Genomic DNA, 18,682 nt, shown 5'->3' on the forward strand with positions numbered 1-18,682 from the left:
CTATTTATTATCTAAGACGTTAATCACTTTATCAGTGATATCAATACGCTCACTAACAGTCACCGCATCTTGTAGAATTAAATCATAAGATTCAGAGGCGGCCAGTTCGTGAATGGCGACGTTTGCTTTTTCAACGATGGTTGAAAAGGCATCATTACGACGACGATTGAAATCCTCTTGGAATTCACGACGTTTACGCTGCAAATCCGTATCTAAGTCGGTTAACTCACGCTGCGCCTTGGAACGATCCGCATCAGACATCACCGGTGCATTTTTTTCAAAGTCCTCGTATTTTTTGCGTAGATTATCCGCTAACTTCTGCAACTCCTCGTCACGCTTACCAAACTCCTCCTCAATTTGAGTTTGAGCTTCTTTGGCAGGCTTAGAGTCACGCAGAATCTTTTCAGTGTTAACAAAACCGATTTTAATACCATCGGCGGTCACGGGCGCCTGCGCTTCTTGTGCCGATACGGCAGATGCAAAAGCCAAGGAAGAAACAACGGTTGCAGACACTAAAAAAGATTGCAGCTTAGGCAAAATAAAGCCTTGGTTTGACGTAGTATTCATCTAATAAACACCTCTGATTGAAAAAATTTTAAAGGCGATGAGTCTTTATAAAAATAACATGATATACGCTATAAAAAATCATCGCTAATTGTTTTTAAACAGTTTGTAACGACTCGCTGCTTAGAAAGATGTACCAATTTGGAACTGGAACTGTTGTTTCTCATCACCCTGTTTAGATTTAATCGGTTTAGCGTAAGAGAGCTCCAAAGGACCTAAAGGCGACTGCCATGATAAACCCACGCCTGCCGAGTAGCGCCAACCGCATGGATCCTCTACCACCCCGCCATAGCGTGAGCTACCAGTATAGCAAGTGGTGGAGCCGGTGGTTGTGACCTTACCCGCATCGGCAAACACAAACCAACGCAAGGTACGATCCTGATTGGTGCCGGGGAATGGTAGGTATAGCTGTACATTCGCTAACACACGACTAGAACCACCTAGATAGTCACCAGACACCGGGTCACGCGAACCGAGTGAAGCTCCCTCATAACCTCGCACTGAACCGATACCACCAGCGTACATATTCTTAATGACCGGGAAGGGTTTGTTTTTATTAAATGAACGACCATAATCCACAGCCGCATTAAAGGCAAGGGTAAAGCTCTTACCTAAAGGCAGATAGTACTGTCCGGAAGCACTGGTGATCCAATAGTTTAAATCACCCACACCAACCACCGCATCTAGACTTGTACGATAACCACGCGTTGGCGCTAATGCGCTATCACGCGTATCCTTGGTCCAACCGGCATTTAATAAGAACACGTTACTCTTTTCACCGTAGTGCTTAACGAACTCACGATACGCCTCAGGAATGACAATGTTATTAATTGAGCGATCAGGTAGTGTAATGCGGTTTTGCTCAAAGGTAGCACCTAAGAAGATGCGATCATTTTCCGAAATCGGCACACCAAAATTCATACCAAAGCCGTAAGTACGAATTCTATAGGTACGCTCGTCCTGATCGTATACATAGTCGCTATAAGGACGATTTTCACGGAAATAAAGTGAGGTCGTACGACTAATGCCGCTGCGCGTGAAATAAGGATCGGTGTGGCTTAAGATAGCAGCACGATTATAGCGACCAGTATTTATCTGTAAACTTAGGTCTGTACCGGAGCCGAAAATATTATCCTGACTCACCCCAGCCATAAATGATAGCTTGTCCGTCGAACCATAGCCCACACCAAGGTTAATTAAACCAGTAGGCTTTTCCTTGACGTCCACATTGATATCAACCTGATCGTCAGTACCAGCCACCGGCACTTGGGTAATATCAACGGTATTAAAATAACCTAAGCGATCAATGCGATCGCGCGAGGTACTCAGGCGTGCCTCATCATACCAAGCCGACTCCTGCTGGCGCATCTCACGACGAATCACCTGGTCACGTGTTCGTACATTACCTCCGATATTAATACGGCGTACATAAATACGCTTGCCCGGACTAACAAAATACGTCACATCCACTTGTTGAGTCTCTGGATCGGTAATCGGATGCACATTCACATCGGCTAGGGCATAACCTAACTCACCTAAACGTAGTTGAATACGACGCACCGTCTCTTGGGCACGGCTATTATCAAAGACCTGGCCCTCACGCTGCACAATCAATTGACGCAGCTCTTCATTTAAACCCAATAGATCACCAGCTAACTGCTGCTTACGAATGGTGTATGGCTTACCCTCATCGACTGTAAAGTTAAGTGAGATATCCTTGCGGTCGGTTGAAAGACTTACCTGGGGTTGGCTAATATGAAAATCTAAATAACCGCGATTCAAATAAAAATCACGGATATTTTGCGTATCACGCTCCAATCCCTCACGCGTAAAGCGATGGCTACCAGTAAACCAGGTCATATACCCCGGTGTGGTTTGTACCATTTCTTTACGTAACGTGGAGGAACTGAAGGTATCGTTACCAACAAAGTTAATATCGCGAATACGGGCTCGACTACCCTCTTGCACCTGAAAACTAATGCCCACACGATTACCAGGTAAAGGGGTTAAAATATGATCAATTGAGGCACCATAATGCCCCTTAAGAATATACTGTGAGCGGATCTCATCCTTGGCGCGATCGAGTAAGGCTGGATCTAACGGTCTACCCTCACCAAAGCCTACCTCTAGTAAGCTACTATTTAGCTGCTTATCATTAAAAGCATTCATCCCCTCATAAATCACTGAGGTAATGATTGGACGCTCGACGACTTGAATATTAACAATACGATTATGCGTCGTGATATTTACATCATCAAATAAACCTGTGGCATAAAGACGTTGTACCGTATCTGTAGCCTGCGCTTCTGTAAAGGTACCGCCCACACCGACCGGCAAATAACTAAAGACCATCCCCGGCTCAGCACTTTGTAAACCAGTCACGCGAATATCCTGCACCACAAAAGGTGAAAAAGCCATACCCTTGAGTGGCAATAGCACTGCGAAGGAGAGTGCTGATAATTTCAATGCTAAGGATTTTTGGTTATGGGTAAAGTTAGGGCGTAAACGCATCAACAATCCTTTATCTCTAAAAAAACTGCCTAAGAATAAAAAGCGATAACGGCATCATAGAAAGCCGATTTACAAGTTTATGACAAATTAGCCAATCTTGTTAGCAAAGTCAAATAAAGTGTAAAACTACTCAATTATGCCACTTGATTAACGTGGATTTATCATTTTTTTACAAAAGTCTGAAAATATCGCTGCTAAAGGCCAATACCATCAATACTAAAAGAAGTAAATAGCCTAGTTGATGGATATGCTGCAGCACGACCTCAGGCAAGGGTCTACCACGTAAGCCCTCAATCACACAAATGACCATCTGGCCTCCATCTAAGGCCGGCACAGGGAGTAGATTAAGTACCCCAATGCTCAAACTAATCAAAGCAATAAATGAAATAAAAGGCCAAACCCCTGCTTGCGCTACCTTACCCGAATAATCGGCAATGGTAATCGGGCCACTTAGATTGCGCCAAGAAATATCACCTGTAACGATCTTGATGACGGCATTAACAGACATCGCAGCTAAATCATAAGTTTTACTGATAGCACGACTAACACTATCCACCAGCCCATAACGCACCGTAATCGTCGGCAAGTCAGCCGCTAGGCGCACACCAGCTCGCCCAACGCTTTGTCCCTCGCTAGTGACCCGTTCTGGAGTAATAGCGAGCTGTAGCAAAGCTCCATCTCGTTCCACAGATAAACACAGAGACTGTTCAGGATGCGCTTTAAACGCTTGCATCAAAGCAGCCAGACCGAAGCTGTCATCTGCTGGTGCTTCAGGCGTATCACCGCTACTAACGGCAGGTACAGGCTCACAAAAACCGCTGATAATATCGCCCTCACGCAAGCCTGCTTGCGCAGCCGCACTATCTGCAATCACCTCCATCACCTTAACCCGTGTGGTATCCAGTATCAGACCGCTTTCACGCATTAAATCTCGATTTTCCAGGGTGCCATCCACTGAGTTAAAGCGAAGCAACAGATTCTCTCTAGGATAGGAAGCTAAGCGCTGTGTTAAATCGCTCATATGATCCGCTAAGGAGTGGCGATCCACTTGCCGAATCACGCTCAACTGCGTCTCGCCGCCAAAATGCATGGGTTCCAATAATGCTTCACTCACCTGAGTCCAACTGTAGCCCGGTTTACCATTCACCGCCACAATTAAGTCATGCCGGCGCAAACCGGCCTCTGCTGCTAGCGACGCCGCAGGCGGTTCAGCTAACATGGCCACCACCTGTTGTTCACCCTTAAGATTCAGTCCGGTATAAATTAGAATAGCCAAAATAAAGCTAAATAATGGACCAGCCGCATAGACCACAAAGCGATGCCACGGTGAGACTGCCTCAATCGCTTTAGCAAGCAAGCCCTCAGGCCTATCCATTAAGGCGCCATATTGCTCCGAGGCAACCGATAAGGGCTTCACATAACCACCCAGGGGTAAGGCACTCAGCACCCATTCGCAGCCCCGATGATCGGTTTTTTTATAAATCACCTGACCAAAACCAAGTGAAAAACGCTCTACATGAATACCAAAAAGACGACACGCCAAATAATGTCCCCATTCATGAAAAACGACGACAATACTGATGGTGATTAAAAAACTAATAACAGTGCTTAGCATGAAAAAAGTTAAGTAAGCTAATTAAAATAATACATCCTTGCGCTATCAGCGCTTAAACGCATTCGCTGCGCTAGCACGCCTTTAGGCGCTAAATTGCATTAAATGTGCGGTGGCCTGACGACGCACCTCATGGTCTAGGGCATGCACGGCTTCAATCGAATCGACCGCAGAAGACCAGTTTTGTTCCAACATCAGCGCAATCAAACGCGCTATATCAGTAAAGCGAATACGCCGATCTAAAAAGGCGGCAACGGCGATTTCATTCGCCGCATTTAATACAATAGTACTTTGCTGCCCCGCATTCATGGCTTGATAGGCCAAATCCAAACAGGGATAACGAGCCAAATCCGGCAGTCTGAAATTCAACTGACACAAATCACTTAACTCAAAGTCCGGCGCCTGATTAGTAAGCCGCTCTGGGTAAGCTAAGGCATAGGAAATCGGGATACGCATATCCGAGTGACCTAATTGAGCCAGAATCGAGCCATCCACATAATGCACCATGGAGTGGACAATGCTTTCTGGGTGTACCACCACCTTAATTTTTTCTAAGGGCATGTCAAATAGCCACTTCGCCTCAATCACTTCCAGTCCCTTATTAAGCATGGTCGCCGAGTCGACGGAAATCTTACGACCCATGGACCAATTAGGATGCTTACAGGCTTGCGCTGGCGTTACCCTATCCAGTAAGCTAAGATCTGTATCTCTGAAGGGGCCACCCGAAGCGGTTAGAATGATCTCCTTAATCTGTGAGGCTTGAATGGGCCGTGTCATGCATTGGAAAATCGCATTATGCTCACTATCGATAGGCAGTAATTGCGCCCCACTCTGCTTTACCGCTTCCATAAACAGCTGACCCGAAGCAACCAAAGCCTCCTTATTGGCCAACAAAATACGCTTACCCGCTTGGGCAGCGGCAAAGGCAGAGGCTAGACCAGCACTACCAACAATAGCGCAAACAACGGTATCGACCGCCGTATCAATGGCTGTATCAACTAAGGCCTCAGCACCAAGACGGATTTCAGGTAGCGGCTGATTACTAGGCCATAAGGCAATAAATTGTTGCCGCGCTGCCGCATGCGGTAGGACTAAGACCTTGGGTTGATGCTTAATACTGAGGGCAACTAGCTTCTCAACTTGGCTAAAGGCACTCATGGCGTATACTTCAAAAGCCTCAGGGTGGCTTGCAATCACATCTAAGGTGCTTTCACCGATTGAGCCAGTCGCGCCAAGTATGCAAATCCGTTGAGCTTGTGCCATCTAGATCACCCCTGATATCCTAAGCTTGAAATAAATAGATTAATAAAAAGGTTAATGGTGTGACGACCAACGCTGAATCCAAGCGATCCCAGACCCCGCCATGACCGGGTAAGATTCGACTAGAGTCCTTAAGACCGGCACGGCGCTTCATCAGCGATTCGTATAAATCGCCCATAATTGAATAAATGCTGAGTACACACGCACTCAACACCACGACAAAGAGATTGCTTTGCTGTAATAAGATACCACCAAAGGAACTGGGGCTGACATAAGCACTCAGCACTAACCAAATTGTTGCTGCCGCAATACCGCAAAGAGCACCAGAGCGAGTTTTGCCCGGACTGATGGCCGGCGCTAATTTAGGGCCACCAAAATAGCGTCCACCAAAATAAGCAAAACTATCGGCACACCATATTAAGATAAAATAGGACAACACAAACCAAGAGCCTAAATATTGCACAAAAAACACCAAGGCCAAGGCGGTCGCAGCAACTGTGAATAAACCAAAGAGGCTATGAAAAACGGGCTGTGCTTTACGATCCGTTTGTGCCCTAGCTAAGACAAAAGGCACAATCACTAACCAGATAAAGGCACTAATCACACTAAAAATAAAGCCTAATTCAAATAATAGGCTCGCCGTCAACGGCGCACTGTCCGCAACACCTGTCGGTAGCTTTAACGTAACATAAATTGCGAGCAGGGTCAGCCCAGCAGCCACGGCATAAGCAGCCATTTGATAGCGTGTATCCATGCTGATACGCCACCATTCTGCCAAGGTTAAACCTGAGGCAATCACACAAAAAATGGCAAAATAAACACTTTGCTCTAGCGCTAACAACACGGCAAGTATTAATAATAAAACCACTGCCGTTATCAGGCGTTCACGCAACATAACACTCTCAACCGTGGAAATAAACTAGCTTAATAATTGAGCACTGGTCTGCCCAAAACGACGCTCACGCCCAGCATACCAAGCCAAGGCCTCATCCAGATGTTCAGCCTTGATATCCGGCCAATACGTCGAAGTAAAGTAAAGCTCAGTATAGGCTAATTGCCAAATTAAAAAATTGGAAATCCGCTGCTCACCGCCAGTACGAATAAATAAGTCGGGCTCGGGTGCCCACGCCATACTAAGATAGCGATCGAAGACCGCCTCATCCACCACAGTATCGGGATGCGTACCGTGCGCCTGCATATAGCGTTGAAATGCAGTCAAAATGTCCCAACGACCACCATAGTTTGCGGCGATGGTGAGATGAAGTAAGTCATTGTCCTTGGTTCGCTCTTCGGCTTCTGCAATTAAGCGCTGAATTTGCGGACTAAAGGCGCTGATATCACCCACAACGCGTAAGCGAATCCCGTTTTTATGCAGATTATTGACCTCTTTTTGCAAAGAACGCAAAAAAAGGCGCATCAATAAGTCCACCTCTTCTTTGGGACGGCGCCAGTTTTCAGAACTAAAACTAAATAAGGTTAGGTACTTAATACCCTTGTCACCACAATAACGCACAATACGACGTACCGCATTAACGCCTCGAATATGGCCTGCGGTACGTGGCAAATGACGCTCTGTCGCCCAGCGACCATTACCGTCCATCACCACAGCGAGATGCTGTGGAATGGCGGATACGGCAGGCACAGCCTGCGTTGAACTAATCATTGACACCTACAAATGGAGATAATAACTGCACTAAACAGTCATCACCTCTTCCTCTTTGCGTGCAATTAAGGCATCAATCTCTTTGACGAACTTATCGGTTAAGTCCTGCACCACGGTTTGATAGCGACGCTCGTCATCCTCAGAGATCTCTTTGTCCTTAACCAAATTCTTAAGACCGTCATTGGCCTCGCGGCGTAGGTTACGGATAGCGACTTTTGCATCTTCGCCTTCAGCACGCACAACGCGAGTTAATTCACGACGACGCTCTTCAGTTAAAGCGGGCATCGGCACCCGAATTAAATCACCGATAGGCACAGGATTTAAGCCTAAATCTGACTCACGAATCGCCTTTTCAACCACGGAAAGCATATTTTTCTCCCATGGCTGTACACTTAAGGCACGCGCATCAATCACAGTGACATTAGCCACTTGGCTAACAGGCACCATGGAACCGTAGTAGTCCACCTGCACATGGTCTAATAGACCGCTGTGGGCACGACCAGTGCGGATTTTGGCTAGATTCGTCGTTAAACTCTCGATTGATTTACCCATTCGGCTTTCAGCCGATTTAATAATCTCACTTGTACTCATACTTTTATCTCTTTACTAATTATTCTTAAACTAGACGTGCACCAAGGTACCCTCATCCTCACCACGAATCACACGCTCAAGGGCGCCAGGCTTATTGATGGAGAAGACATTAATGGGTAACTTTTGATCACGACATAAAGCAAAGGCCGTTGCATCCATCACCTCAAGGCGCTTAGCGATCGCCTCGTCAAAGGTGATATTGCTATAACGGGTAGCTTTAGGATCCTTATTAGGGTCGGCGCTATAGATGCCATCTACCTTAGTTGCTTTAAGTACGATTTCAGCACCAATTTCAGCACCACGTAGGGCCGCAGCCGTGTCCGTGGTAAAGAATGGGTTACCCGTACCGCCGGCAAAAATCACCACCTTGTGCTCTTCCAAATAGCGTAAAGCCTTTGGACGAATATAGGGCTCAACCACCTGATCAATACTGATGGCAGACTGCACACGCGCCACCACATCGTGACTCTTAAGCGCATCCTGCAGCGCTAAGGCATTCATCACCGTGGCTAACATACCCATGTAGTCAGCCGTTGCTCTATCCATACCCTGAGCCCCTGGCGCTACCCCGCGGAAAATATTACCACCACCGATAACAATTGCTAATTCCACGCCCATCTTGGCGATTTCAGCTACCTCTTGGGTCATGCGGCTAATGGTCTGACGATTAATACCAAAAGCATCATCACCCATCAACGCTTCGCCGGAAAGCTTTAATAAGACTCGTTTATAAGCTATTTCACTACTCATTTGCGCACCATATAAAAAGACTTGCCCCATTTTATCAAAGATTACTGATCGAATAAGGTCAAGCATAAAAAAACCGAGATCTTATAAATCTCGGTTTCTATGATTATCAGCCGACCAAGTAACTAGCGGCTGATAATTAAGCAATTGAATTAGAGAGAAGACTGAGCAGCGGCTACTTCAGCAGCAAAATCCTCTTGCTTTTTCTCGATCCCTTCACCAACCACATACAGCGTAAAGGCTTTTACTGAACCGTTATTCGCTTTAAGCATTTGGGCAACGGATTGCTTATCGTCCTTAACAAAAGGCTGAGATACTAAAGCAACCTCTTTGAGGAATTTAGCAACGGTACCTTCAACAATACGCTCGATAATATCGGCAGGCTTACCATCCTCTTCTGCTTTTTGTTTGGCTACTGAGCGCTCTGCTTCAATTAACTCGGCCGGTACACCCGCTTCATCTAAAGCCTTAGGACGAGAGGCAGCTACGTGCATGGCAAGATCCTTACCAACCTCATCCGCACCGCTGAAATCAACTAATACACCGATACGACCACCGTGGTTGTATTGCGCTAATTTATCCTCAGTTTCAAAACGCTCAAAGCGACGTACAGAGATATTTTCGCCAATCTTACCAACTAAAGCCGCACGCACAGATTCAACCGTACCGTCACGGAACGGGGTCGCATTTAAAGCCTCTAAATCAGCAGGATTCGTTTCTGCAACAAGCTTAGTCACATCATTAACAAAGGCGATAAAATCATCGTTTTTAGATACGAAGTCAGTTTCGCAGTTAACCTCAACTAGCGCACCAGTTTTAGCGTCATCAGCGACATAAATGCCGACTAAGCCTTCAGCCGTAATACGGCTAGCAGCTTTGCTGGCTTTATTACCTAATTTAACACGCAAAATCTCTTCTGCACGCGCCATATCGCCGTCAGCTTCAGTTAAAGCCTTTTTACACTCCATCATTGGTGCGTCGGTTTTTTCACGTAGTTCTTTCACCATTGCAGCGGTAATTGCAGCCATGTAATTCTCCAAAAGTAAAAAAAAAGCCCCGTATCGAAAGACGGGGCTATTCATTGTCTCTATTAGAACAGCCCAACTGTTCCAGTCAAATGTACCCTAATTTAATGACAAAATTAAGGCGTTATAAAACAACTGAGTAAATTACTCTTCAGTTGAGTCTTCAGTCTCAACGACTTCCTCTTGTGCAGCTTCTTCTGCTTGCTGCTCATCTTGAAGCATTTCAACTAAAGCACCGTCACGCTCCTCACGACCGGCAATAATCGCATCCGCAACACCGCGTGCATATAAAGCGATGGCTTTTGCAGAGTCATCGTTACCCGGGATGATGTAGTCAATATTGTCAGGTGAGTGGTTAGTATCCACTACGGCAACAATCTTAATACCAAGGGTGCGAGCTTCCTGAATAGCAATTTTGTGGTAACCAACGTCAATTACAAAGATCACGCTAGGCAACTTAGCCATGTCCTTGATACCACCAATTGATTTTTCGAGCTTATCCAACTCACGCGTAAACATAAGCGCTTCTTTTTTGCTCATCAGCTCAGTGCTACCATCAGCCTCAGCCGCTTCCATATCTTTTAAGCGCTTAACTGAAGACTTAACTGTTTTAAAGTTAGTCATCATACCGCCTAACCAGCGGTTGTTAACATAAGGTGAACCAGCGCGCTCTGCTTCTGCAGCAATAATTTCACGCGCAGCGCGTTTAGTACCTACGAATAAGATTTCCTCACCGCGGGCAGCAGCAGCACGTAGGAATTCCATCGCTTCGATGTACTTTTGTACTGTCTTTTCTAAGTTAATAACGTGGATTTTGTTACGCTGACCGAAAATATAAGGAGCCATCTTCGGGTTCCAGTAACGAGTTTGGTGACCAAAGTGTACACCAGCTTCTAGCATTTCACGCATTAATGACATAATATCAACTCCAAAGGGTTTGGTCTTGTGTGGGCTCAGGATTGGCTTAAGCGATTAAACTAAAAAAGCTTATACCAACACCCTCGGGTGGCACACACGCGATTAAAAATAGTAAATAATTTAAAATGATACTTTCCACAGCCACTTTTAGAGTGATTTTGCCGTAGAAAATAAAGTGTATAATTATATACGATTGTTTAATATTTTGGAAACGATTTAATGGCAACCATAAAAAACTCTGACGATATTGCAAAAGTTCGTCGCGCCGCGCAGACAGCTGCCGGTATTTTAGACTATTTAACCCCTTTTATTAAGGCCGGAATCACTACTGCTGAGATTGAGCATCTAACTCGCGAAAGGATTAAGGAATTAGGCATTCGCTCGGCCACGGTCGGCTATGGTAACCCACCCTTTCCAGCGGCTATCTGCACCTCCATTAATCATGTGGTGTGCCATGGCATCCCTAGCGATAAAAAGCTCAAAGACGGCGATATCATCAACTTAGATATTACCATTGAAGAGGATGGTTGGTTTGGTGATACCAGTCGTATGTTTATGATTGGCAAGCCCTCCATCTTGGCTCAACGCCTCGTTCAGACCACCTTTGAATGCATGTGGAAAGGCATTCGTGCGGTCAAGCCTGGCGCCACCTTAGGTGATGTTGGTCATGCAATTCAAAGCCATGCCGAAGCTGCCGGTTTCTCTGTCGTACGTGACTATTGCGGCCATGGTATCGGACAGGTTATGCACGAGGATCCACAGGTACTACATTATGGTAAGCCTGGCACCGGTCTTAAATTAGAAAAAGGCATGGTATTTACGATTGAACCAATGATTAATGCCGGTAAATATCATACGTCTGTACTGGGCGATGGCTGGACCGTGGTCACCAAGGATCGTAGCCTATCCGCACAGTGGGAGCATCAATTAATCGTGACCGATGATGGTTACGAAGTCCTATCCACCTCACCCGGCATGCCTGAACCGCCCGCTGAGTAATTGCGATGAATCTCACCGCCCACAGCATTCAGTTTAAGCAGCAATTGCGTCAACAATACGATGCGGCAATTGCATTGTATAAGCAGGATCGGAGTCGTCCTGATCAATTGCTGCAGCAACTGAGTTGTATTGTAGACAAAGTCTTACATCAAATGGCGGCTCATTATCCCCTACCCGCCAATGCTGCCTTATGCGCCGTGGGAGGCTATGGTCGCGGTGAGTTATATCCTTGCTCAGATATTGATTTATTAATTCTGCTAAATAGCCCACCAAGCCCTAGCGAGCAGGATCAACTGGAAGTATTTATCGCCACCTTATGGGATTTGGGGCTAGAGGTAGGCCATAGCGTACGCACCATTGATGAATGCGTAGAAGCCTCACAAAAAGACGTAACCATTGCCACCGGCTTATTAGAGTCACGCTGGCTGCTTGGTGAATCGGCGATTTTTCATAGACTACAACAACGTTTTAAGGCGGAATTTAATCCGGCCTCTTTCTACCGTGCCAAAGCCTTGGAGTACAAGCAGCGACATGCACGTTATGCCGACACGCCCTATGCTTTAGAGCCCAACTGCAAGGAATCGCCTGGTGGTATCCGTGATATTCAATTGATTCATTGGATTGCCCGTGCGGCTGGCATCAAGTCTTCGTGGCACCGCCTCGTCAGCGCGGGTTTGATGAGGGATAATGAAGCCTTGCAAATGAAAGCTGCGGAAAGCAATTATCAGCGCTTAAGAATTGAATTGCATCTGCTTAATCGTAAAAATGACGACCGTTTGCTGTTCGATGTGCAAATTGCATTAGCGCGCGAGTTTGCCATTCAACCCGAAGCGAGTAAGCGTGCCAGTGAAGTACTGATGCAAAGATATTATCAAGATGCACGTACGGTCTATGTGATCACCGGCTTTATGATGCAGATTTTTGAAAGTTATTTTTTTGAAAATCGGGTTGAAACAGAGCAACTACTCGAGGGCGATTTTAAAATCATCGATGAGGAGCTAGATGTGATTCGGGAGGATGCTTTTTTACGTAAACCCCCGCTCCTCTTAAAAACCTTTTTAGTATTTCAACAGCACCCGCAAATCCAAACCATCTCCGTCAGAACCCAGCGTTTAATTTGGGACGCCGTCGATCGTATTGATGAGCAGTTTAGAAATAATCCGGTGAATCATTGGTTATTTTTGCAAATCTTAAAGCAACCAAAACGCATCGTGCAAAGCTTTCGCATGATGAATTATCTGAATGTCTTACCCGCTTATATCCCTGCTTTTGAAAAGGTGGTGGGTCAGATGCAGCATGATTTATATCATGTCTATACCGTGGATCAACACTCACTGATGGTGATTCGTAATATTCGCCGCTTTACGATGCCGGAGTTTAACGATGAAAATCCGCTAGCGCATCAATTGATGGAAAACTTTGAGGATCGTTGGCTGCTGTATATTGCTGCCTTATTCCATGATATTGCTAAGGGACGCGGCGGTGATCATTCAGAATTAGGGGCCAAGGAAGTTACCGCTTTTGCTAAGCTACACAATCTTGAACAAGAGGAAATTGAGCTGCTCCAGTTTCTAGTTGCCGAGCATCTTCTGATGTCCAACGTAGCCCAAAAACGAGATTTATCTGATGAAAAAGTGATTCGTGCGTTTGCTGCCCGTGTTGGTACACAAAGCCGGCTGGCTGCACTTTATTTACTGACGGTGGCCGATATTCGTGGCACCAGCCCCAAGGTCTGGAATAGCTGGAAAGCGAAGTTGATTGAAAACCTCTATTACCTCTGCGCCAGTGCGCTAGGTGATAATAATTTTAATCGCAACAAATTCCTTGAGCAGCGCAAAAAAGCAGCAGATGCCTTAATTAAAGCTGCAGGCATGAACGATGATGAGCGCGAGCAATTTTGGTCAAAAATGGATAATGCCTACTTTCTTCGACATGAACCAGAGGATATTGCCTGGCATACCCTGCACCTGTATCAGCACACAAATACCGAGCATGCCATTGTTAGAGCAAGACCCACGGAGCGAGCGGACTCCATGCAAATACTGGTCTTTATTAAGGATCAGGATGCACTCTTTGAGCGCATTGCCTCCTACTTTCATGAGCAACAAATTAATATTTACGAAGCGCAAATTCATACTAGCGTCAATGGCTATGCGCTGGATAGCTTCCTGGTTGAAAGCTCGCGCTTTGCGGGCGATGCCACTGGCTTTGCCAAAATCATTGAAGCCGAACTCGCTAAAAAGTTGGATTTAGCACAACCCTTGACAGAACCGGCGATTGATAATGAGCGCTTACCTACCACCTCGGCTGGGCAACGCCGCTCACGCAGCTTTCCGGTACGTCCTCGGGTGCAGCTTGATCGCGAAGAAAATGGACGCTACTGGCGTTTACAGCTAAATACCACCGATACCCCAGGCATTCTCTATAGCTTAGCCCATATTTTTAGTCAGTTTAAGATTAATTTGCGCATGGCGCGCCTGCTCACCTTAGGCGAACGCGTAGAGGATATTTTTATTATTCAGGGGGCTGCTTTGGAGAATTTGCAATCACAATTAGACTTTGAACGTGCTATTATGGAGACCTTAAATGAGCTCCTCCCATCCACCACACATCACGCCGCAAATTAATGCTTTATTTTACTATTACCATCGGTAGTTTTTTACTGGTACTAGGTACCTTATTGCCGATCTTGAACCCGCTCTATGTGACACCAGTGTTTTGGACCATGACAGCGGGTGCGACCAAGGAGTTGCGCCGCCTTATCGCCCGCAAGGTCGGTATATACAGCTTTGTCATTTTATTAATTTCTGCTCTCTTCGGTAATGTCTTTTTAAAAATGTTTGGCATCACTATCCCCATCGTGCAGCTTGCGGGGGGCTTGATTGTGGTGCATGCGGGCTGGAAGTTACTCAATGCGGAGGACCCCGATAGCGGTCACCATGAAAAACTAGCTGATGATTTTAATATTGATAAGGTGAAGATGAAAGCGAGTACCTTTTACCCGCTCACCTTTCCCCTTACCGCAGGCCCCGGTTCCATTGCCGCAGCCATCACCGTAGGTGCCTCGCTCAAGGGTAGTAGCGGCAGCACGGAGCAGGTGTTTGCGGTCTTTGGCATCATCTTGGGGTGTTTTACCATCGGCTTTTTACTGTATATGGCTAATCGCTTCGCGGTGCGCATTATGACTAAAATGGGTCAAACTGGCATGGCTGTAGTGATGCGTTTGGTCGCCTTTTTGTTAATTTGTATTGGGATTCAGATTATGTGGAATGGTCTATTCCAATTAATTGTCAGTATTCCCTTTGTGAGTAGAGCGTGATCTATGCCACTATCGCAACCTCGTTTACTTAATCTTATCGCCTTTGTTTGCATCGCCGCTGTGGCGTTTGCGGTCTTTAGTCAGCACGTACTAGGGATGCTACCTTGTGCTTGGTGTGTATTACAACGCTTGATTTTTATTCTGATTGCCTTGATTTGTTTATTGGTAAATTTTTCAAATTCACTGAGTTATCAAAAAATCATCACCGCAATCGCTGCTGTTTTTTCTATTAGCGGTATGTGGGCAGCTTGGCATCAAGCCACTGTTGCCAGCCAAAGCTTTTCATGTGATATGAGCTTTGCCGATGTCTTTATTTCACGTCACACTGGCTTAGATAGTGCTATTCCCTGGTTATTTGGTATTTATGCTACTTGCATGGACGCCGCCGTCACGCTCTTTGGGGTGGAGTATGCGCTTTGGGCTTTAATACTATTTGCGCTATTAACTATTGTTTTGATTTTTAGTTTGTTTAGAAAGGCTTAAGGGCCAAGCAATAGCCAGTGTTTTAGTACTACGCCTCGAACTCGTCTCTGCATTCATTAGGCTAAGAAGCTAAGTTAGGCCTTGCCAATTGCTATTTCTAAGGCGTAGCTAGGCTCTTAGCTTAGTCAGCAGTAAGGCCATGACCATACTCCTTCAATTCAACACATTAGCACCATCCCCGCTTCCTTCGCTCCTTAAAGCTCAAATGCTAAAAATACATTTAGCTCATGGTCTAAAGACATTCTGAGTAATTAATTTAATCAATCAACGTCATAGCCATAGTCAAAAGAAGTAAAAGTTTGTATACTTTACCTTAAAGATGTATATTAAATACATCTTAGTTGTAAGTAAAAAAGAAAACGCTGATTTACTTATCTTTTTTTAGCTCCGAAATTACTCGGAATTTCCAAGGAGTACCCTATGGGACAGTATAAAAAACTCTGGTGGACTCTGATAGCAACCCTCATGGTAACTTTATCTATTCTGGGTTACTACGGTGTCGAAATCTATCGCAATGTGCCACCCATGCCGGCACAGTTTAAGGTAGAAACTAGCGAGCAAGTCCTCATGAGTAAAGAGGATATTTTGCGAGGTCAATCCGCATGGCAAAGTACCGGCGGCATGCAGATCGGTTCAATTTGGGGTCATGGCGCCTACCAGGCACCTGACTGGACTGCTGACTGGCTCCATCGTGAGTTATTAGCTTGGTTAGAACTAGCTGCTCAAGACGAGTATGGTCAGAGTTATGATCAGTTGGAACCTACCCAACAAGCTATTCTACAGACTCATTTAAAAGCCGAGTATCGTACAAATACATACGATGAAGCAACTGATACTGTGACACTTTCTGAGCGTCGTGTTCAAGCGATTCAAAATATTGCTGGTTACTATCAAGATCTATATGGTGATGAGCCGAGTTTGCGATCGTCTCGCGAGAGCTTTGCCATGAAGGAAAACACGCTGCCGGATCCTGAGCGCCGTGAAAGACTAACTGATTTCTTTTTCTGGACAGCATGGACTGCAGCCACAGATCGTCCTGGTCATGACGTCACCTACACCAACAACTGGCCACCTGAACCACTCATTGACAACGTCCCTTCTGCTGAGAACATCGTCTGGTCGATTATTTCAATTATTTTTCTAGTCGCTGGTATCGGCTTTTTAGTCTGGGGCTGGGCTTTCTTGCGCAATGAAGAAGAAGACGATACGGTACCGCCTAAACGCGATCCGATTACTGCTATGGCACTGACTGACTCACAAAAAGCGCTATGGAAGTATGCTTTATTGACAGTCGTTTTATTTATCTTCCAGATATTTTTAGGTGGCGCCCTAGCGCACTATACAGTAGAGGGTCAACACTTCTACGGCATTGAACTATCTAAGTGGTTCCCGTATTCATTACTTAGAACCTGGCACCTACAAAGTGCTGTATTATGGATTGCCAGTGGCTTTCTGACAGCTGGCCTCTTTTTAACACCCATTATTAATGGTGCTAAAGATCCTAAGTATCAGCGCTTGGGTGTTAATATCCTATTCGCAGCCCTACTCATTGTAACGGTTGGTTCATTTATAGGTAACTACATCGCTATTGCCGGTCATATGCCTGAACACCTAAACTTTATGTGGGGACACCAGGGTTATGAATACCTAGATTTAGGTCGTGTATGGCAGTTCTTACTATTTGTCGGCATTGCCTTCTGGTTAGTTCTAATGATGCGTGGACTGATCAATGGCTTAAGACAGAAAGGTGACAAGCATTTACTAGCAATCTTTACTGCCTCTGTTGTTGCGATTGGTTTATTCTATGGCACTGGTTTATTCTATGGTGAACATACACCACTTCCGATCATGGAATACTGGCGTTGGTGGGTTGTACACTTATGGGTAGAAGGTTTCTTTGAAGTATTTGCTACCGCATCCTTAGCACTTGTCTTTGTATCACTCGGTTTAGTATCTAAACGCTTGGCCACTGTTGCCACACTTATTGCGGCCACACTATTCCTAGTAGGTGGTGTTCCTGGTACCTTCCACCACTTGTACTTTGCGGGCACTACAACCCCAGTCATGGCCGTTGGTGCAGCGTTTAGTGCATTAGAAGTGGTTCCTTTGATCCTTTTGGGCTATGAAGCCTGGGAAAACTGGCGTCTTAAGGATAAATCACCTTGGATGGAAAGACTACGTTGGCCGCTCATGTGTTTCGTGGCAGTTGCTTTCTGGAACATGCTTGGCGCAGGTGTTTTCGGCTTCCTCATTAACCCACCCATTTCTTTGTTCTACTTACAAGGCCTTAACACTACGCCGGTTCACGCACATGCGGCACTTTTCGGTGTCTATGGCTTCCTATCGCTCGGTTTTGTCTTGATGGTGCTACGTTATATACGTCCGAATATGGTATTTAGCGACAAACTAATGAAAATCGGCTTCTGGGGTTTAAACATTGGTTTAGTACTCATGATCGCCATCAGCTTGTTACCAATTGGTTTATACCAATTCTACGCAAGCGTGACTAAAGGAATGTGGTATGCACGTAGTGAAGGATTCTTACAACAAGATTTCTTAGAAACACTACGCTGGTTACGTACCATTGGTGATGTAGTCTTTATCGTAGGCGGGCTAGCTATTTTATTACAAGTAGTGAAAGGACTACTAGGCAAATCGGATTCTACAAGGCCAGAGCAAGTAGATGATGAAGCATTTAGCTGCTGCGGTGGTTGTGGTGGTCAAGCTCACGACACAGCATCCCGCACTACCAAGGTGGAAACCTTGTAAACTTAGTCCATAAACACTGAGCTGATATAATCAAAAAGCTAGAATCTAAAAAGCCGCTATTCACTGAATTTCAGGAGCAGCGGCTTTTATTTGCTTCCTTACTAAGTAAGACAAACGAGTTATTCGATACTTTAAGCAGCTTAAGCCTCGGGATACACATAGCTTATAGCTATGTTAGGCTGTGCCTGATTGTGCCACTCTTATCATTCGGATATCTATGC

The 18,682-nt window shown here is 45.5% G+C and carries 15 protein-coding genes; 5 read left to right on the forward strand and 10 right to left on the reverse strand.

Annotated features, from left to right (window positions below):
* The 10 genes from HMPREF3144_RS05705 to rpsB all read right to left on the reverse strand — a co-directional run bounded on the left by HMPREF3144_RS05705 (position 1) and on the right by rpsB (position 10,891).
* Positions 1–567 (reverse strand): OmpH/Skp family outer membrane protein, encoded by a 567-nt coding sequence (locus tag HMPREF3144_RS05705; protein WP_065421000.1) that lies wholly within the window; start codon positions 565–567, stop codon positions 1–3.
* Between the two features lie 120 nt (positions 568–687).
* Positions 688–3,075, reverse strand: coding sequence for an outer membrane protein assembly factor BamA (bamA, locus tag HMPREF3144_RS05710; RefSeq protein WP_036559842.1), 2,388 nt, complete (start codon positions 3,073–3,075; stop codon positions 688–690).
* Positions 3,076–3,244: 169 nt separating this feature from the next.
* A complete protein-coding gene (rseP, locus tag HMPREF3144_RS05715) occupies positions 3,245–4,690 on the reverse strand; it encodes an RIP metalloprotease RseP (protein ID WP_070476892.1) in 1,446 nt (481 codons plus the stop codon).
* Between the two features lie 81 nt (positions 4,691–4,771).
* On the reverse strand, positions 4,772–5,950 hold the full coding sequence (gene dxr / locus HMPREF3144_RS05720; RefSeq protein WP_070476893.1) for a 1-deoxy-D-xylulose-5-phosphate reductoisomerase: 1,179 nt from the start codon (positions 5,948–5,950) through the stop codon (positions 4,772–4,774).
* A gap of 19 nt (positions 5,951–5,969) precedes the next feature.
* Positions 5,970–6,842: a phosphatidate cytidylyltransferase gene (locus HMPREF3144_RS05725; RefSeq protein WP_070476894.1), complete on the reverse strand. Its 873-nt coding sequence runs from the start codon at positions 6,840–6,842 to the stop codon at positions 5,970–5,972.
* Positions 6,843–6,866: 24 nt separating this feature from the next.
* Positions 6,867–7,610 carry a polyprenyl diphosphate synthase gene (uppS, locus tag HMPREF3144_RS05730; protein ID WP_070476895.1) on the reverse strand — a complete coding sequence of 248 codons (744 nt, stop codon included), beginning with the start codon at positions 7,608–7,610 and terminating at the stop codon, positions 6,867–6,869.
* A gap of 30 nt (positions 7,611–7,640) precedes the next feature.
* Entirely contained in the window at positions 7,641–8,201 is a 561-nt protein-coding gene (frr, locus tag HMPREF3144_RS05735; RefSeq protein WP_018026618.1) for a ribosome recycling factor, read from the reverse strand.
* A gap of 30 nt (positions 8,202–8,231) precedes the next feature.
* A complete protein-coding gene (gene pyrH, locus HMPREF3144_RS05740; protein ID WP_026156853.1) occupies positions 8,232–8,951 on the reverse strand; it encodes a UMP kinase in 720 nt (239 codons plus the stop codon).
* A gap of 149 nt (positions 8,952–9,100) precedes the next feature.
* Positions 9,101–9,976, reverse strand: a complete 876-nt coding sequence (gene tsf / locus HMPREF3144_RS05745) for a translation elongation factor Ts (protein WP_018026616.1) — start codon at positions 9,974–9,976, stop codon at positions 9,101–9,103.
* Between the two features lie 141 nt (positions 9,977–10,117).
* On the reverse strand, positions 10,118–10,891 hold the full coding sequence (gene rpsB / locus HMPREF3144_RS05750) for a 30S ribosomal protein S2 (RefSeq protein WP_018026615.1): 774 nt from the start codon (positions 10,889–10,891) through the stop codon (positions 10,118–10,120).
* A gap of 219 nt (positions 10,892–11,110) precedes the next feature.
* Here rpsB and map point away from each other — a divergent pair, with 219 nt between their 5' ends.
* From map to HMPREF3144_RS05775, 5 genes are all read left to right on the forward strand, one after another.
* Positions 11,111–11,890, forward strand: coding sequence for a type I methionyl aminopeptidase (map, locus tag HMPREF3144_RS05755; RefSeq protein ID WP_070476896.1), 780 nt, complete (start codon positions 11,111–11,113; stop codon positions 11,888–11,890).
* A 5-nt stretch (positions 11,891–11,895) separates the two neighbouring features.
* On the forward strand, positions 11,896–14,517 hold the full coding sequence (locus HMPREF3144_RS05760) for a [protein-PII] uridylyltransferase (protein WP_070476897.1): 2,622 nt from the start codon (positions 11,896–11,898) through the stop codon (positions 14,515–14,517).
* Positions 14,517–15,209 (forward strand): MarC family protein, encoded by a 693-nt coding sequence (locus tag HMPREF3144_RS05765; protein WP_070470465.1) that lies wholly within the window; start codon positions 14,517–14,519, stop codon positions 15,207–15,209. Before HMPREF3144_RS05760 ends, HMPREF3144_RS05765 begins: the two co-directional genes overlap by 1 nt.
* 3 nt (positions 15,210–15,212) lie before the next feature.
* Positions 15,213–15,692 carry a disulfide bond formation protein B gene (locus HMPREF3144_RS05770; RefSeq protein WP_070470463.1) on the forward strand — a complete coding sequence of 160 codons (480 nt, stop codon included), beginning with the start codon at positions 15,213–15,215 and terminating at the stop codon, positions 15,690–15,692.
* A gap of 420 nt (positions 15,693–16,112) precedes the next feature.
* On the forward strand, positions 16,113–18,461 hold the full coding sequence (locus tag HMPREF3144_RS05775; protein ID WP_083290403.1) for a nitric-oxide reductase large subunit: 2,349 nt from the start codon (positions 16,113–16,115) through the stop codon (positions 18,459–18,461).
* Positions 18,462–18,682 lie beyond the last annotated feature (221 nt).

Origin of the sequence: Oligella sp. HMSC05A10, assembly GCF_001808335.1 — a bacterium.
GTDB lineage: Bacteria > Pseudomonadota > Gammaproteobacteria > Burkholderiales > Burkholderiaceae_B > Oligella > Oligella urethralis.

Excerpts from the sequence above, each read along its gene's own strand:
- rpsB (WP_018026615.1), bottom strand. The coding sequence starts at position 10,891 with ATGTCATTAATGCGTGAAATGCTAGAAGCTGGTGTACACTTTGGTCAC.
- HMPREF3144_RS05775 (WP_083290403.1), top strand. The coding sequence starts at position 16,113 with ATGGGACAGTATAAAAAACTCTGGTGGACTCTGATAGCAACCCTCATG.
- HMPREF3144_RS05705 (WP_065421000.1), bottom strand. The coding sequence starts at position 567 with ATGAATACTACGTCAAACCAAGGCTTTATTTTGCCTAAGCTGCAATCT.
- uppS (WP_070476895.1), bottom strand. The coding sequence starts at position 7,610 with ATGATTAGTTCAACGCAGGCTGTGCCTGCCGTATCCGCCATTCCACAG.
- pyrH (WP_026156853.1), bottom strand. The coding sequence starts at position 8,951 with ATGAGTAGTGAAATAGCTTATAAACGAGTCTTATTAAAGCTTTCCGGC.
- map (WP_070476896.1), top strand. The coding sequence starts at position 11,111 with ATGGCAACCATAAAAAACTCTGACGATATTGCAAAAGTTCGTCGCGCC.
- tsf (WP_018026616.1), bottom strand. The coding sequence starts at position 9,976 with ATGGCTGCAATTACCGCTGCAATGGTGAAAGAACTACGTGAAAAAACC.
- bamA (WP_036559842.1), bottom strand. The coding sequence starts at position 3,075 with ATGCGTTTACGCCCTAACTTTACCCATAACCAAAAATCCTTAGCATTG.
- HMPREF3144_RS05765 (WP_070470465.1), top strand. The coding sequence starts at position 14,517 with ATGCTTTATTTTACTATTACCATCGGTAGTTTTTTACTGGTACTAGGT.
- frr (WP_018026618.1), bottom strand. The coding sequence starts at position 8,201 with ATGAGTACAAGTGAGATTATTAAATCGGCTGAAAGCCGAATGGGTAAA.
- HMPREF3144_RS05770 (WP_070470463.1), top strand. The coding sequence starts at position 15,213 with ATGCCACTATCGCAACCTCGTTTACTTAATCTTATCGCCTTTGTTTGC.
- dxr (WP_070476893.1), bottom strand. The coding sequence starts at position 5,950 with ATGGCACAAGCTCAACGGATTTGCATACTTGGCGCGACTGGCTCAATC.
- rseP (WP_070476892.1), bottom strand. The coding sequence starts at position 4,690 with ATGCTAAGCACTGTTATTAGTTTTTTAATCACCATCAGTATTGTCGTC.
- HMPREF3144_RS05760 (WP_070476897.1), top strand. The coding sequence starts at position 11,896 with ATGAATCTCACCGCCCACAGCATTCAGTTTAAGCAGCAATTGCGTCAA.
- HMPREF3144_RS05725 (WP_070476894.1), bottom strand. The coding sequence starts at position 6,842 with ATGTTGCGTGAACGCCTGATAACGGCAGTGGTTTTATTATTAATACTT.